Origin of the sequence: Bacillus sp. FJAT-27445, from assembly GCF_001510665.1 — a bacterium.
In the GTDB taxonomy this organism is placed as follows: Bacteria; Bacillota; Bacilli; order Bacillales; family Cytobacillaceae; genus Bacillus_D.
The window spans coordinates 479,246-494,352 of sequence record NZ_LMTI01000001.1 but is presented as its reverse complement, the minus strand read 5'-3'; the positions used below and the strand labels follow the sequence as shown (position 1 = coordinate 494,352).

General features: G+C 42.2%; 18 protein-coding genes and 1 pseudogene. 8 read left to right on the top strand and 11 right to left on the bottom strand.

All coding sequences use genetic code 11. The features are described from left to right. Positions 1-105 precede the first annotated feature (105 nt). Complete coding sequence (locus AR337_RS02445) at positions 106-723, bottom strand: peroxiredoxin (protein ID WP_253701443.1); 618 nt, start codon at positions 721-723, stop codon at positions 106-108. Between the two features lie 114 nt (positions 724-837). Further along, positions 838-1,299, bottom strand: coding sequence for a redoxin domain-containing protein (locus tag AR337_RS02435; RefSeq protein WP_301335705.1), 462 nt, complete (start codon positions 1,297-1,299; stop codon positions 838-840). A gap of 188 nt (positions 1,300-1,487) precedes the next feature. Between AR337_RS02435 and AR337_RS02425 the strand changes: the two genes are divergently transcribed. Continuing rightward, positions 1,488-2,810, top strand: a complete 1,323-nt coding sequence (locus AR337_RS02425) for an oligosaccharide flippase family protein (protein WP_059170411.1) — start codon at positions 1,488-1,490, stop codon at positions 2,808-2,810. A gap of 150 nt (positions 2,811-2,960) precedes the next feature. Continuing rightward, positions 2,961-4,391: a S1C family serine protease gene (locus AR337_RS02420; protein WP_059170410.1), complete on the top strand. Its 1,431-nt coding sequence runs from the start codon at positions 2,961-2,963 to the stop codon at positions 4,389-4,391. Positions 4,392-5,131: 740 nt separating this feature from the next. Here the strand turns inward: AR337_RS02420 and AR337_RS02410 are convergent. After that, entirely contained in the window at positions 5,132-6,202 is a 1,071-nt protein-coding gene (locus tag AR337_RS02410; RefSeq protein ID WP_059170408.1) for an undecaprenyldiphospho-muramoylpentapeptide beta-N-acetylglucosaminyltransferase, read from the bottom strand. Positions 6,203-6,423: 221 nt separating this feature from the next. Then, entirely contained in the window at positions 6,424-6,960 is a 537-nt protein-coding gene (locus AR337_RS02405; RefSeq protein WP_059170407.1) for an HD domain-containing protein, read from the bottom strand. A 223-nt stretch (positions 6,961-7,183) separates the two neighbouring features. On the opposite strand from AR337_RS02405, the gene AR337_RS02395 reads away from it, so the two are divergent. Beyond that, positions 7,184-7,558 carry a nucleotide excision repair endonuclease gene (locus AR337_RS02395; protein ID WP_059170405.1) on the top strand — a complete coding sequence of 125 codons (375 nt, stop codon included), beginning with the start codon at positions 7,184-7,186 and terminating at the stop codon, positions 7,556-7,558. Between the two features lie 139 nt (positions 7,559-7,697). After that, positions 7,698-8,288 carry a DUF421 domain-containing protein gene (locus AR337_RS02390; protein ID WP_059170404.1) on the top strand — a complete coding sequence of 197 codons (591 nt, stop codon included), beginning with the start codon at positions 7,698-7,700 and terminating at the stop codon, positions 8,286-8,288. 62 nt (positions 8,289-8,350) lie between these two features. Here AR337_RS02390 and AR337_RS02385 read toward each other — a convergent pair whose 3' ends face one another. After that, entirely contained in the window at positions 8,351-9,181 is an 831-nt protein-coding gene (locus tag AR337_RS02385) for an STAS domain-containing protein (protein ID WP_059170403.1), read from the bottom strand. Between the two features lie 423 nt (positions 9,182-9,604). On the opposite strand from AR337_RS02385, the gene AR337_RS02380 reads away from it, so the two are divergent. After that, positions 9,605-9,898 carry a hypothetical protein gene (locus AR337_RS02380; RefSeq protein ID WP_156424283.1) on the top strand — a complete coding sequence of 98 codons (294 nt, stop codon included), beginning with the start codon at positions 9,605-9,607 and terminating at the stop codon, positions 9,896-9,898. 82 nt (positions 9,899-9,980) lie between these two features. On the opposite strand, the gene AR337_RS02375 is transcribed toward AR337_RS02380, so the two are convergent. The 4 genes and pseudogenes from AR337_RS02375 to AR337_RS23675 all read right to left on the bottom strand — a co-directional run. After that, a complete protein-coding gene (locus tag AR337_RS02375) occupies positions 9,981-10,406 on the bottom strand; it encodes a DUF4275 family protein (RefSeq protein WP_301335702.1) in 426 nt (141 codons plus the stop codon). Between the two features lie 14 nt (positions 10,407-10,420). Continuing rightward, positions 10,421-10,819 carry a VOC family protein gene (locus AR337_RS02370; RefSeq protein WP_059170401.1) on the bottom strand — a complete coding sequence of 133 codons (399 nt, stop codon included), beginning with the start codon at positions 10,817-10,819 and terminating at the stop codon, positions 10,421-10,423. A gap of 210 nt (positions 10,820-11,029) precedes the next feature. Further along, positions 11,030-11,437, bottom strand: a complete 408-nt coding sequence (locus AR337_RS02365; RefSeq protein WP_059170400.1) for an NUDIX hydrolase — start codon at positions 11,435-11,437, stop codon at positions 11,030-11,032. Positions 11,438-11,651: 214 nt separating this feature from the next. Continuing rightward, positions 11,652-11,816 (bottom strand): annotated as a pseudogene (locus tag AR337_RS23675) (zinc ribbon domain-containing protein); the annotation flags it as partial. Positions 11,817-12,239: 423 nt separating this feature from the next. On the opposite strand from AR337_RS23675, the gene AR337_RS02355 reads away from it, so the two are divergent. After that, positions 12,240-13,004 (top strand): FixH family protein, encoded by a 765-nt coding sequence (locus tag AR337_RS02355; protein ID WP_059170398.1) that lies wholly within the window; start codon positions 12,240-12,242, stop codon positions 13,002-13,004. Between the two features lie 304 nt (positions 13,005-13,308). On the opposite strand, the gene AR337_RS02350 is transcribed toward AR337_RS02355, so the two are convergent. Continuing rightward, positions 13,309-14,037, bottom strand: a complete 729-nt coding sequence (locus AR337_RS02350) for a BsuPI-related putative proteinase inhibitor (RefSeq protein ID WP_059170397.1) — start codon at positions 14,035-14,037, stop codon at positions 13,309-13,311. Positions 14,038-14,191: 154 nt separating this feature from the next. Here AR337_RS02350 and AR337_RS02345 point away from each other — a divergent pair, with 154 nt between their 5' ends. Beyond that, positions 14,192-14,428: a hypothetical protein gene (locus tag AR337_RS02345; protein ID WP_059170396.1), complete on the top strand. Its 237-nt coding sequence runs from the start codon at positions 14,192-14,194 to the stop codon at positions 14,426-14,428. A 29-nt stretch (positions 14,429-14,457) separates the two neighbouring features. On the opposite strand, the gene AR337_RS02340 is transcribed toward AR337_RS02345, so the two are convergent. Further along, positions 14,458-14,775 carry a hypothetical protein gene (locus AR337_RS02340; RefSeq protein WP_059170395.1) on the bottom strand — a complete coding sequence of 106 codons (318 nt, stop codon included), beginning with the start codon at positions 14,773-14,775 and terminating at the stop codon, positions 14,458-14,460. Between the two features lie 103 nt (positions 14,776-14,878). Between AR337_RS02340 and AR337_RS02335 the strand changes: the two genes are divergently transcribed. Further along, positions 14,879-15,085, top strand: a complete 207-nt coding sequence (locus AR337_RS02335) for a zinc ribbon domain-containing protein (protein WP_059170394.1) — start codon at positions 14,879-14,881, stop codon at positions 15,083-15,085. Positions 15,086-15,107 lie beyond the last annotated feature (22 nt).

The window sequence follows — 15,107 nt, the reverse complement described above, 5'->3', positions numbered from 1 at the left end:
GTCTAAAGACGTTAGACTAAAGGAGGTCAATTCAGCCACCCCAAAAATAATAAAGCCCAAAGATACCAGGATCCTTGGACTGATTCTGTTTTCACTCAGTTGTCATCAATACTTCCCAATATTTTTCGGGTCGCGTTTGATTCCCGGTGTGCCTGGCACCCAATTTGCGGGGACGCCCTCCCCTGTCATGCGGCCGTACTGGATTCCCTGGATGACCCGGGGTATTTCGTAGACGTTGCGGCCGACTTCAGGCGGGTAGACGAATTTGGCGCAGATTTTTCCTTCGGGGTCGATGATGACGGTTACCCGGAAGGTTGCGCCAGTTTGTTCATTCAGGGCACGATAGGCTTTACTAATTGAATGGGTCCGGTCACTTAGCAAGGGAAATTGCACCTTCATCGCGGACGGTGATGTTTCAGTAAAAATTTTATGAGCATATACGCTGTCTGTACTGATCGCCAGCACATCCGTGTTAAGCGCCTTGAACTGATCGTGAATGGCAGCGACCGCCGCCAGTTCTGTCGGTCAGACAAATGTGAAATTGCTGGAATAAAAGAACAAAACCACCCATCGGCCGCGGTAATCGGCGAGGCGGATTTGCTTTATCATTTTTTCTCGGTTGTCATATGCTTCGACTGAAAATAATGGCGCGGCGTCATTCGTATGGGCGCAGAACGGGAGCTGCGTTTCCCTTCCGCCCAACGTATCCTTTTCATTTGCCATGGCTGACCCCCTGCTATCCAGATTAGGCTTTAATCAAAAAACCATTTCCTGAGTAGTTTATGTGGGAGCGGAAAAAACCGTACCAGTGGACATCCCCCGGTACGGTTTCGGAATTTAATGGGTTGTCATTTTTCCAAGCGCCTCAAAAACCGCTTCGTAATCGTCTTTCTTATCGGCCTTGAACGATGTGTTCAGGTAGACAATCTTCCCTTCTTTATCCACGATAAATACAGACCGTTTCGCGACCTGCCCTTTTTCATTGTAAACTCCGTAATCCTTTATCGTCTGTTTCTTCCAATCCGATAAAAGGGGATACGGAAGTGTACCCATACTGGCGGCGAAAACGCGATGGGAATGAATGTGGTCGACACTGATCGCCAAAACTTCCGCATTTAATTCCTCAAAACGTATATAATCCTCTTTCCAAGAGGCGATTTCCTTAATTCAGCCAGGGGTAAAATCCATCCCGTAAAATGCGACAAGCACATTTTTCTCCCCATTATAGTCCGACAAGGAAATTTTTTCGGCTGTTGTAGCTTCCAGTGAAAAATCCGGGGCCCTATCACCAATCTTCAATACTGCCTCCAAAGGGATTCCTCCTTAAACGTTGATTCCCCTATTCTCCCCACTATTTTCATGAATTAGCCAAGCAAGGGCTCTTTTTACATAAAATGCATCTTCCATCAGATGGGTGCTACTGCCAGCCAAGATTGGGATAATTCCATGGCTCGTCTCATATGGTTTTATATATCGGGGGTGTTTCTGTGAATACTTTTTTAAGGGGAACGGCAATTTTGATTGCCGCAGCTTTTTTGAGTGAATGCGTTGAGTTCTTGGTGAATATGCAGTTGGCCAAGGAACTTAAAGAGGAAGGCATGGGCTTGTATATGTCCGCCATGCCAATTGTTTTTTTAATCTTTATTTTAGCAGGGCTGGAACTGCCGATTTCAATTTCAAAATACATAGCTGAACATAAACGCGATACCCATTTGAGCCTGTTAAAGCACGCACTGCGGCTCGGGCTGCTTTCAACATTATTCTTTATTATCGTGGTCGCGGTTGCTGCTTCAATTCCATCTGCGTTAAGCAGGTTTCCCGCACACATCCATTGGCTGCTGTTTGCTCTTGTCCCGATTGCAGCCTTTTCATCAATTGCCAGAGGGTATTTTATGGGGATTCAGCAGATGAGCAAAATAGCTGTTTCGAATTTTCTCAGGAAGTTCGTTCAGCTTGGTTTGCTTGTTACTATCTTTAGCCTGTTTGATACTTCAATTGAAACCTCCTTACTTATTGCCCTTGGCGCTTTGGTTGGTAGCGAATTGGTTGTATTCCTTTACTTGATTAGCTTTTTTCTTATTCACCTGCATGGGTTAAAAACAGAAATGTTCACAGAACTATCAGGAACACAAGCCCGCCAAAAGCTGATGGCGGTATCCGTTCCGACAATTGGCCTGCGTATTTTTCAGTCATTTGTCAATGCTGTGCAGCCTTTTCTCATCCAGGCTACGCTCATTCGGTCAGGCTTTACCGCGGTTGCTGCAACAGAGCATTTCGGCATGTTAATGGGAGTCGCCATGTCGGTCGGCTTTTTTCCGGCATTCATTGCCCATTCACTAATGGTTGCCTTAATTCCCAATGTATCGGATGCATTTGCACGGTTGGATGCGGCCAAACTTCATGCCCTATTGCGGCAAACGATGTGGCTGACGATGCTGTATGGGATTGTATCCGTATTTGTCATGCAAATGTTCGCCGAAGAATTATCTTCGCTTTTCTTTTCTTCACCGGCGGCGGCTTACTATTTAAAATTGCTCTGGCCTTGTTTTCTGTTTCATTTTTTCATAATTCCGCTCCAGGCGTATTTAATTGGCGTGGGCTTGATCAAGGATGCTTTTTTGCACAGCATCTGGGCAAATTCAATTACGTTCGGGGCGGTTTTTCTGCTAGGCTCAATGCCAGGGTTAAATATGGACGGAGTCATTGTGGGGATGAATGCGGGTGCGGTTCTCCAGGCATTCCTTCATTACCTTACTGTTTGTAAAAGGATTGGCATGAGGAGTTGGATGTGGGCTCAAAAGGTTTCTTAAAATGAAAATATCCTCCTTATTCTACAAAAATACGATGATTATTTTAATATAGAAATAGTTAACATTTTAGCAGAAAAACTTTAAAAATTTGAAAGACAATATATTTTAAAATATGGTAATATTTAGATATTACATATAGGGGGTCAGTCAATGAGGAAGTTTTTACTAGCGTTCGTATTTTTAGTTAGTTCTATCTTTTTATTCAACACGCAAGAAGCATCAGCAGCAGATGCAGCATTTTGCGCGCAGTTTAAGGGCCAGAAAAAAATATTTTGGAATGGTGTAGAGTTGAAATCCGGCCAGATTGGCAGATTGACAGTTGTACAGAATACAACGCTTTATAAAGTAAGCGGAGATAAGAAAACAGTTGAAAGAACCTTAAAAAAAGGTGAGTTTTATAGAATTTACGCCTTTAAGCCTGGCATGCTGAGTGTTGGCGGCGGCTATTTCGTAAACCGCGATGCAAAAGTAAAGTATGAGACTCCAAGCAAAGCAAAGCTCGATGCGGTGAAGTGCATTAACAATACCACTGGCAGCACTAACAATAATAATAAGGACAAAACGCTTACCATTCAAGAAATTGTCTCCCTAAATGATGACAAAGTTGTGTTGCTAAAAGGTGAAGACGGCCAGGGCAGCGGAGTCCTGATCAGCAAAAGCTTAATTTTGACAAATGAACATGTCGTAAGCCATAACCCGAACATGACAGCCCTTTTCCTGAATGGTGAAGAGGTTGATATCGCGGGAGTTGTGGTGAAGGACAAGGATAAAGATTTGGCAATTATTAAACTTGCCACACCAGTTACCGTTAAACCGGTCACATTGGGCACTGTTGCCAACAGCAAAAAAGGCGACTCAGTCGTTGCGATTGGCAGCCCGATTGGATTGCAAAACTCTATTTCCCAAGGCTTAATCAGCAGCTTCAGGGATGAAGGCGGAGTGAAGTATATTCAAACAACAGCTCCTATTTCTTTCGGCAGCTCAGGCGGCGGACTTTTCAATACCAAAGGCGAACTAATCGGCATTACATCAAGTGGTATCTTTGGAACAAGCTTAAATTTCGCCATCTCGGTTGATGAGTCATTTGTTTGGAAAAAGCACCTAACAACTGAGCACAAGAGTATTCCAGTTCTCGCTCCAGAAACATTGAAGGTTTACTTGAATGAAGAAATGTACGTTGGCATGACAAAAGCTGAAGTGAAAGAAGTCAATGAAGAATACGGTACTTTGATTAAAGAAGAGGCAGACACCCTTGTTTTCGATGAAATCGACTATTTTGATTACCCGGTACTTGAAGTCTACGGCTTCAAAAATGGGAAATTGGTCGATGTTACCGTGGTATTTAAACTCCAATTTAATAATACTTCCGAGGCAGGGGAGTTCTTTAATGAAATCACTGGCTATTTGGAGGAATATGAAGGAAAACCGGCAGTCCTAGATAATGACTGGACCAATAACAATAATGATATGGTCCTGGAAGCATCATGGGAAGGCACTAAAACCGTTTCCGACCTAGGATTCTACATTTCCCAGCAAAACGGGCAATTAGTAGCCATGCTAGTGTACCATGTAAGTGAATAACTATTCCCGTAAAACTTTAAGGCTGAAATCAACTATACTGTGAAATTAAACAGGGTAACTGATTCACCCCTTAATTAAGGCACCCCCTCTCTAAATTGAGCGGGGGTGTTTTGATTTTCTTATTACTAATGGCTGTTTTCGTAAAGATTGTTGCTTACTTGACCATACTATTTCGTTTATATAATAGAGTTTAAGGAGACGCTTGAGGATGTGGGAAGACGTATATGACTTTCATGTTGCCAAGAATCCAATATACCAACCGCCAATTTGTTGAGAGGAATAGTTTTAAAAAACAAACCATTATTTAGAAGGTTTGTTTTTACGATGCTTTTTAGTTGTTAATGTAATCCTGCGAACCCGTACATTACTGCAAATATGAAAATAAATGTTAAAACAGCCCCTAACACTCTTTGGTTATCAGTGCTTTTATCACCTTTTAAGTTTTTCAGAAAAGTAGTGAAATTTAAAAACCATAAAACACCCACTAATGGTATAACAAATAAAAAGAAAAATAACATAGATAAGAACACCCCTTTGCTATTTTCTGAATATTTTATAAATTATAGTGTAACACATGTTATTACGAAAACAGCCATACTATTGAAGAAAAATGCGGTATTAAGACGTTTTGCTTCGTTTCCTAGCAGAATGTGGTCTTCATCTTACATTTACTTACAGATGAAGGCCTTTGCAGCGGTTTTTTTACCGGCAAATGGCCTTCATCCTTAATAATCAATATATTAAGATTTCACCTTTGAAATCTCCTCAAGAAGCGTATCCAGCGCGTTCCCTCGATACGCAGTACGCATTCTCTTTTTTACCTCTTTCGACTTTTCCCTTAACTCCTCAATCGTTGCCAACAATTTCTCTTCTGTAAGATTTTCTTCCTGTAAAGTAATGGAGTATCCCTTTTCCTCAAACGACCTCGCATTCAGGATTTGGTCTCCCCTACTTTGCTGGAGTGTGAGTGGAATAATTACCATTGGGATTTCAAGAGCGAGAAATTCAAAGATTGAATTGGAGCCGCCACGGGTGATCACGATGTCCGTCGCCGCCAGAATATCCGGCAATTCATCATGGATGTACTCGAACTGCCTGTAGCCAGGCACAGAAGAAAGGCTGTCATCTAGATTGTTTTTCCCACAAATATGAACAATTTGATAGTCAGCCGCCAATTTTGGCAACACGGCCCTGACGGCTTCGTTAATCCTTCTTGCTCCTAGGCTTCCTCCCATGATTGTAAGAACTGGTTTCTTGGAGTCAAATACGAGAAACTGCTTCCCTTTCATGGACGAACCACTCAGTATTTCCCTCCTAATTGGGGAACCAATGGCGTGCGTCTTATTTGCTGGAAGATAGTTGACTGTTTCTTCAAATGACGTGAAAATTTTCGTGGCAAAACGCTGTGAAATTTTATTTGCCAACCCAGGCGTCATGTCACTTTCATGTATAAAGATTGGTATTTTTAACGTCCTCGCCGCAATCACAACCGGGACGCTGACAAAGCCCCCTTTTGAAAAAACAAGACGAGGCTTTAATCTTTTTAAAATGCTTCTCGCTTCAAAACAACCGCGAAGAACCCTAAACACATCTTTCGCATTTTCCAGATCAAAATACCTGCGGAGTTTTCCGCTGCTAATGCCATGGTATGGCACTTCGGCTTTTTCAATTAATTCCCTCTCGATTCCCTGCTTGGATCCAATGTATTGAATGTTCCACGTATTTTTATCTAGCTCTTTGATGATCGCGAGGTTCGGGGTCACATGTCCGGCGGACCCCCCGCCAGTAAATACAATCGTTCTCTTTTTCATATTGCCTCCATTTTTACAATCGCTGCATTATTTTAAATGTATGTTGAATCTACTGCTCATTTTATCATTTTTCTATGGTCGGGGGTATTTTAAACAATAAATAGGACTAGGAGATAGAATAAAGCCTGCGGCACTTGCCACAGGCCTTTCCTATTATGATACACTCACTCCTGGAGAAGCGGGCTGTTACTACTCCTGAAAAACCTTCACAGCCCCCTGCTTCACTTAAAGGCTTTATCGACGGCTGATTTTAAGTCTTCGAGCAATGGAAAGGAACCCTGGCTTCCCAAGCTGTCAATAAGGCTTCGATAATACCACTCCTGCTTGTCTCTGCCCCTGTTGAACCTGCTCCAGACCTCTTCCCCACCTTTTTTAACATCCTCAAAGATTGATGTTATGTTATGTAGCTTATCTGCACAGGCGACAGCCTTGATTTCCAAGGGAGCCGTTTTCAAAAATTCAATAGTATGCTCCTTTCGTTCTTCCCAACTGAGTGTTTTGTCGGGTTCCGAACAACCTGCGACTATATCAGCGACTAAACGCCCAAATTTCCTTTTAATATCTTCGAGTGTGGCATCAGTATCCTCGACTGTATCGTGTAAAATTCCCGCAGCGACCAGGTCCTCACTGTATCCATGTTTTAAAAGCAGCATTCCTACCCCGACAGGATGGGATATGTAAGGCGTTTTCGTCCCCTTCCTGTACTGCCCTTCATGTGCCTCGGCCGCAAACCGAAGCGCTTTATCGACTATATGCATATTCATGCCTCCCTTCAAATTGATTATGTACCGGTAGAAAAATTATCCAAAAGGCGCATTGTACATGTCCCTCATTTAAACCACTATTTTTTTCAACTCATCTTTATGATTTTATTCCATGTTATTGACCAAAATCCTTTTTCGTTTTTAAAAAAAATAATTGGTACTCTTGGATTCCATGCTTTCCTTATGGTAAAGTAGGTGAAGACAAGGAAGTGATACGATGATAAAAATTGAATTGCCAACACCCGAAGTCGTCCTAACAAGAAAAAACCAAATGGGCGAACCTGTGGAGGCTCCAATCAGCAGCAAATATGGCTTTACAGATTACAACCGCATTCCAAGGGACAAGGGCGGTATCATCTTATTTTTCAATGCGGATGATGATCTGTTGTTCGTTGGCAAGGCGCGTAAGCTGCGCCCTCGTGTAAAAAGGCACTTTGAAGATACGGTTTCTCCGCTGAAAAACCACCGCGATGAAATCCACAAAATCGCAGTCCTGGTGGTCGACGAGCCAATGGACCGTGAAATTTACGAAACCTATGCCATCAATTCCCTAAAGGCAAAATACAATATCGACAAAGTGTTCTACAAATAAGACTGACGCCCCGGGTTCCGGAGGCGTTTTTCGTTTTTCCAGGGCAATTTTTTAGAACCATTTCCATTCTAAGAAAAGAATAGAATTGCGAAATATGCGAATTTTAAGGAAGAGACTTCTTTTCAAAAAGGGTGATGGGATGGATTTTATCTGGCAGTCGTTCATTTTAATTCTTGCAGGAATCGTCCTAATGAAAATAGCAGGCCGGAAATCCATATCTCAGCTGACCTTGGCCCAGACGGTTGTTATGCTTGCTATCGGTACAATTATCGCCCAGCCGGTTGTCGAAAACAGTTTGCTAAAAACAATAATCTGTTTGGCCATTTTTATTTTTGGAGTTGTCTTTCTTGAATATATCCAGGTAAAATCAAATGCATGTGAAAAATTCATTACAGGCAAATCAAAGCTGATAATCAAAAACGGCCAGCTTGATACGAAGACGATGAAAAAATTAAGGATTACGGTTGACCAGCTTGAGATGAGGCTGCGTATTAAAGGGATATCAAATTTCAAGGATATTAAGAACGCGACACTCGAAGTAAACGGGGAACTTGGATATGAATTGAAGGATGATGCGAAGCCGCTTACTGTCGGGGAGTTCAAAAAGCTGATGGAGGCTTATTTTCCTGAGTTGCAATTCGCCGACACATCTCCCCAGAAAAACAGCGGGCAATCCATTTTTGACGAGCTTGATGGTGAGGAAAAGCGAAACGAAGGATTTCTGCAGTAAAAGGCCGCCCCATTGGTATGAAGGCGGCCAAAATTCATTTAGTTACAGGTAAAAGCACTGAATTACTCAAGGCTAAGATACTTCTTAAGCGTTTCCTGAAGTGTCCCTTTTGTTTCGGCCTTGTCTGAGAAATTGATTCCGGAATGGATCATTTTTCTGACGAGATCCGGGCGCATTCCTGTTATGACTGCCCTGCATCCCATCATTTCAACACCTTTTAATACTTTTTGAAAATGGTCGATGACATCCATTTCCATGGTCGCGATCCCGGACATGTCTATGACCAGTGTCTGTACTTTTTGGTTGCCAATTTCGGTGAGTGCCTTTTCTTCAATTGTTTGTATTCTGTACGAATCAATTATCCCAATCAACGGCAATACGGATACAGCAGGGCTGACCGGGATTATTGGAACAGAGAGATGTTCGACCATTTTACGCTGAGTGTTTAAGAGCTCGTCTTTAAACGTCGAATAACTAAGGAAAAAGTTGTTTAAAAACTGGTCAATTTTGTCATTGATTTTTTTCTCAAGGATGAAGAAGTCTTCCTTTTCCAAAAAGGTTTCGTTGCTTTCATCAAATCGATAGACAAATTGCCAAAGCGTCCTTCTGATTGCCTGAATCCACTCAAGCTTAAAGGAAAGTGTCAGCGCGTGTTCAGCCCAAACAATGCCCTCCTGTTCGGCAAACGCGATTAATTCAGCTTCTTTTTCCTCTAGCACATAATTCGCTAGCTTTTCGGCATTCTTCAAAAGATCGATATTGCCTTGCCTGAGAATGTCGTTAATCTTTGATGCTACCCCAACCGCTTCCGAAAGGAGCATTTCTTTAAACTCATCACGGTTATACGACACATATTCCCAGATTTGGTTCCCATGTTTATATGTAGATACCATCTTAATCTCCCTCGACAATGTAGTTTAATTTAATACTTTGAACATAGTGTAAATAAAGTATACAGTATCCTCTGCTATTTTGAAAAAAAGTAGGCCTTGGTATTTTTCAACAATATTATTTGTATGTCTTCTGCACGACCTTATACTTTCCCCAACTTAGCGGCCTTTAAACATAATTTTTCATTATTTTTAGAAATTTTACAAAAATATGTATTTAATTGCAAACCTATTGCAAAAATGAAAAGTTAATCTTACTATTTAAATATAGTGGTTTATTTTGGAATTTGTGTAAGTGATTTACCAATCGCCAAAGTAAAAACAGGAGGAGGCTTTGCGGTGACATTTTCTTTCTTTTGATCGGCCTCTCAACCTGGCCGCTGCAGGATTCTTATACTTCCTACATCATTAAGGGAGATGTTTATGTTGGCCAAAAAAATTGGTCTTGCTGCCGTCATTCTGGTGGTAGCAGGGTTCCTGGCATTCTTGAACCCGACAAAAAACGACTACATAGCTTATACGAAAGATAAATTTGAAAATCTTCCCGACCGTTCAAAGCCGGATGATATTGAAAAAACCAACCTACTGATTTTTTCGATCTACACTCCCATCGTTGGAGAAAAATACGGGATATCCCATCTCGGGATTATGGGCCAATTCATCGAGCTATCCGAGGAAAATTTTAATCCGCCAATTTGGCTGGAGTTCTTTTTAAGGTAGGTAGATTGCTTTTTTTAATGCTCTTTTAGTACATACCACACAAAAAACGCTTGGCTATCCAAGCGTTTTTGCATTAATTCTCTCATTTTCTACAAAAAAAAGGTCCACACCAACCTGTTTCGTGTGTTCGTACAAAAGTCCAATGAAATTCCTTATCCACAATATAAACATCCAAGCCCGTTTCATCACTTAGGTCATCAATGTGTAGCATTGAAGCATCCTCAAGCAGGAATGCGTGATCTGAATTTTGGAAGAAGATAAAGCATTCACTTTTCGGCACATTTTGAAAAGCTTTTTCAGCTTCTCCACCCTCAAGACAATCCTTCTTTTTGAAACTAAAGAGGTGCCATAGATAACCGGAATAACCCTCATTGTCATATAAATAAATGGACCTTTTATCTTTATCGCTAAGATGAGTGGCGAAGTTATTTTCCCATTCTTTTCTTAAGAATACTCCCCCTTTTGGCATTTCTTTTACCTTAAAGTTTTTGTTTTTAAGAATATCCACTCACTAAACCCCCCTCATTTGGGCGCTACCAATTCAACTTTTATTCTGTCCGGGTCCTCGAAAAAAACGGCATAATAATCCGGCCCGCCAGCAAAAGGGTGCCTATCCGCATACAGAATGTTCACACCTTTTTCTTTTAGTTTTTCTGTCATATCGTCTATTTGTTGGCGGGACTTGCCATGAAAAGCTAAATGATTCAGGCCGACTCTGCATCTGTGATAAGGAGTGTCCAAAAACTGGTCCTCGGCCTGGACAAAAACGATGTATGTATCACCAAGCTTCCAACTGTGGCCGCCTTCCCAGCTTTGGTATGTATCATATCCCAATTCTTCTAAAAACCAGCCCCAAAACTCAATTGTCTTCTTTAATTCAGAAACATATAGTTCAATATGATGAAGAAGTCCGAATGACAATGGATTACCTCCTAATTTTTCTTAAAATGCTTTCTCATCCTTCCCCTCACACTGCACGATAAAAATTGGGCTTGGCAACTAAATAAAGCCCGCTCCTCAGAACAGGCTCCGTTTGCTATTTTTCCAAGCCTACTCTTCCGTGCTTTCTTCAATATAAACCACTTCCCAAAGGTGGCCGTCTACGTCCTGGAAGCTAGATGAATATTTCCGTTATTCTTGGAACCTATACCCTGCGGGCGTTGCTAACAGCTTTTCCACTCCACCCACGTGGTAGGGCATGAGTGAGTCGGCGGTAATCATGTCTACCCACTTTAACTCTTCAATTTCGTCCGGATGCAAAATGGAAACTTTACCGCCGGTAACTTTTACTTGAAAAGTAAAAAACAGAACGTGGCTCCCCCTGTCCGGCCTGAAAGCTTCGTTAACAGCCAAGAGCCGACCAGCCTCGACTACCAAGCCGGTCTCTTCCATTACTTCCCGGATCAATGCTGTTGTCAAAGTTTCGCCCTTTTCGACCGCTCCTCCGGGTAGGGTCCAACCCGCCCCCTCATTTTTCACCATTAAAACTCTGTTTTCTTCATTTACAATCAGGCCATAGACGACATCTACTCTCTTCATCGCGCATCCCCATTCGCCATTTTAAATTTCCTTTCTAAAGTATGGTATAAATGAGATAGGAAAGCTACTTTTTGGAGAGATTATTATGTCCTACATAGAATAGTAGCCTTTGTCTTGAACCTCACATCACTAAAGTGACGTGATTCCTACGCTGTTGTTCCTAACGGAACAAGGTAAGCAGGCTATCTCCGCAGTTCCTGCGGTTCCAAATTCTTTATGCTGTCAAGAGCCGTTTGGCTTCGTGCAGAATGTTTTGGCTCGCGTTGTGGTCACGGTCATGGCAAGTTCCGCAATGCGGGCATGTCCACTCCCTGACAGAAAGGTGCTTGGCTTCCTTGTTTTGATGCCCGCAAGTCGAACAGATTTGCGTGGATGCAAACCATGGGAAGCTGACCATATTGAACCATTTTTTCGGTGATACGCCAATAGCCTTCCTGTTTCCTTTGTTGGGCAAGGAAATGATTAAACACAAAACGGGTACAGCCAATGGTTTTGTTGATTAATGCGGCTTGCACTCTTGTCGGATACAGACGAAACTTATAGGCTTTGTGATGGTTCAAAACAGTCACCTTTCTTGGATAATGTTACCTTTATTATAGAACGTGTGTACTGTTTTGAATACAAAAAGATGGTTCAATTCATCTCATGACTGAAGTCAAGTGTGTTCTTGAACCGTTCATAAAATCGCCACATTTTTCAGCTATTCGTAAACCTGGTTGGTCCTTAAATGTTCTATCATTATAGTGTAAAATGGACGATAGATTGGCGGGCAAATACTACACCGGACTAAAGGAGACAGTTCATGAAAAAGCTAATGGTTCTACTTATTGGTTTAATGGCATTTGCATTGGCGGGATGTTCTGATGCAAAGGATAATAATAAAAGTTCGGGCGATGATTTGCCTAAGATGGTCGAGGTCTCCATCCTCCTTCCGGATAAAACCGACCCTAACGTGGAAACCGAAATTAAAGCGCATGTTACCCAGGATGGCAAAAATGTCGAGGATGCAAACGAAGTGAAATTCGAGATTTTTAAAAACGGTGACAAAGATCACGAGATGATTGAAGCGAAGCACACTGGCGATGGCATTTACGCCATCAAGAAGACTTTTCCCGAGGAAGGTTCATATGTCGTTATCAGCCACGTGACCGCACGAGATATGCACAACATGCCGAAAAAAGAATTTGTCGTCGGCAATCCTTCAGTTGATAGCGCGGATGATCAACCTGTTCCCGATGCTGCGGAAGGCCATGAGGATGGCGACGGGCACGAGCACAGCAGCGTTGCAATTGACTTTCCGATAACATCAGCACCGGTTGGGCAGGAATCATTGTTAAAAGCAAACGTTAAACATGAGGACAAGCTACTTACGGGTGCAAGGGTCACCTTCGAGGTTTGGAAAGATGGTGTTCAAAAGCATGAGTTCCTTCCAACGAAGGAGACCGCGGACGGTATGTATGAATTGAAGCACGCCTTCCCTTCAGCCGGCGACTGGACAGTGAACGTCCATGTGGAAAAAGGCGACGAGCTTCATGATCATAAGGAATACACGGTTTCAGTTAAATAAAGTGGTAAACCAGCGGGCCTAAGCTTGCTGGTTTTTTTATGTTTAGTTAGTGTAGGAAAATTTGCGCGTTTGACCGAATAGTCCCTGCTTTTGACCGATAAAATGTTTCTTAGACCGAAAAGTCCACGTCTTTGACCGAAAAACATTACATTAGACCGAATCCAAACGAAAAATGTGTTTTATATAGAACAAAATCAGAGTATCAGCATTCTCCATGGATTTATCGCCTGACGGTTCCTTCAGTAATGAAACAATGAAAAAACGCTTGGATAAATTACTCCAAGCGTTTATAGACTCTATTATATTATTTCAATTCTACCTTAACCGCTTTTTTCGACACTCCGTCATCGGTATAGTGGACGGTCATTGGCTGATCAGCTTCTGCTTTTTTGAGTTGCTTTAGAATCGTATCATCGATTTGCAGTGCAATCGCTTCTCCATTTTTATCCGTTACTTCAATTGTATGGTTATCCATCAAGCCAACATAGGTCACATCCGCAGTTACTGTTTCATTGGAAACGGCTTTGCTTTCCCCAGGCCAATCAACGGTCTTTACTGTTTTCAGCTCTGCCGTACCTATTGCCACCGGCCAAACTTCAAGCGTGTACTGGCCTTTATCAAGCCCTTTGAATCCTTCAGCGGTATCCACTTCAACCTCAAGGCTTTCGGAAGGCTTAACTTTTTTCTCAACGATCGCCTGGGTAAACATTTTATCGGCTGAATACGTATAAACAACGTTTCCAGTGCTATCTTTAATTGTGTAATCATATAACTGGGATGATCCGTGCTCCAATACTGCTTCCTGGCTGCCTGTATTTTTCAGCTTCAACACGTACTTTCCATTTTCCCCAGGCTCGTTTGCTTCAACCAATGAAGCATCCAACACTTCTTCAGCAGCCACAGGTGTTTCCTTTTCCGTATTTGCGCCGCCATTCACTGCTTTTTTGTCAGCTTTCTCCCCACCAGAACCACAGGCAGTTAACCCGATTGCAAGAAGAATCGTGATTGCTGCTTTTCCGACATTTTTAGACATTTCTCTAACCACCCTTATCCGTTTGATATTAACTTAGACGCAGGGAGGTTTTAAAAGTTTCACATTCAGTGAAAAGTGAGACTTTCGCCCTTTACAATTGCCAAGACGAACCAAATATGTTTAAAATGAACAAAATGAAGCCGGAGGTGTTGGGTTGAAAGGAAAAACGTTTATTGTGGCAATTTCGACATTAATCGGGACTGCGGGGATGCTTTATCTAATTGGTCATTTGTTTAAGATTCCAATGCTCATGTTCCACTATGACTATACTTCAACTTCAAATGGGTTCTTTATGAACACAGGCTCTCTTCTTCCACTTGTTATTGGACTCGCAGCGAGTTTCGCAGCTGAAAAGTTTTATGTTTTTAAAATGAAGAAAAAACTTGGGTAAATGCTGCCAAGTTTTTTCACAAGAATGATTTACTTGGAATGCCTTAACGACCTGCCTGCTCCGAAAAGGAAGGCGGCCATGGCGAATGCCCAAAAAACGCCTGCGAGGCCCATATTTAAGGAAGCCTCCTCTGATTGCATCGCTAGAGGGACATCACTTCTTACCACATTAATTGCTTTTAAAAGATAATGGCCCGCCGACAAAAAGAGAATGAGGAAGATGAAAAAAGGAACCATTTTTGCGGCTTTATATCGGATCATCAGAAACGCAAGCAGACAAATCGCAATCGCCATTATCCCATAAAAGCCTGTCGCCAGCATGGCTGGCACTCCTTCTTCAAGATGCACCTTCATCCCTCCATTCCTTTTCCATTAGAATACCAAATTTTTATTTGGCAAGGGAAACTTTTTTCATTCGTGAGCGTATGACATTCTAGGAGGAGTGATAAGTATGGAGGAAAAGGGATGCATCAAATGCGGCAGCCGTGACGCTGGCTCGAAGGATGTGGCGATGACAGGCACGGGTTTGTCCAAAATGTTTGATATCCAGAAAAACACGTTTACCGTCATTTATTGCAATAACTGCGGGTACTCCGAATTTTACAATGTGAACACAAGCACTGCGTCGAATTTGCTGGACCTATTCTTTGGCGGTTAATTGGAAATCCGGTTTGAGGGGG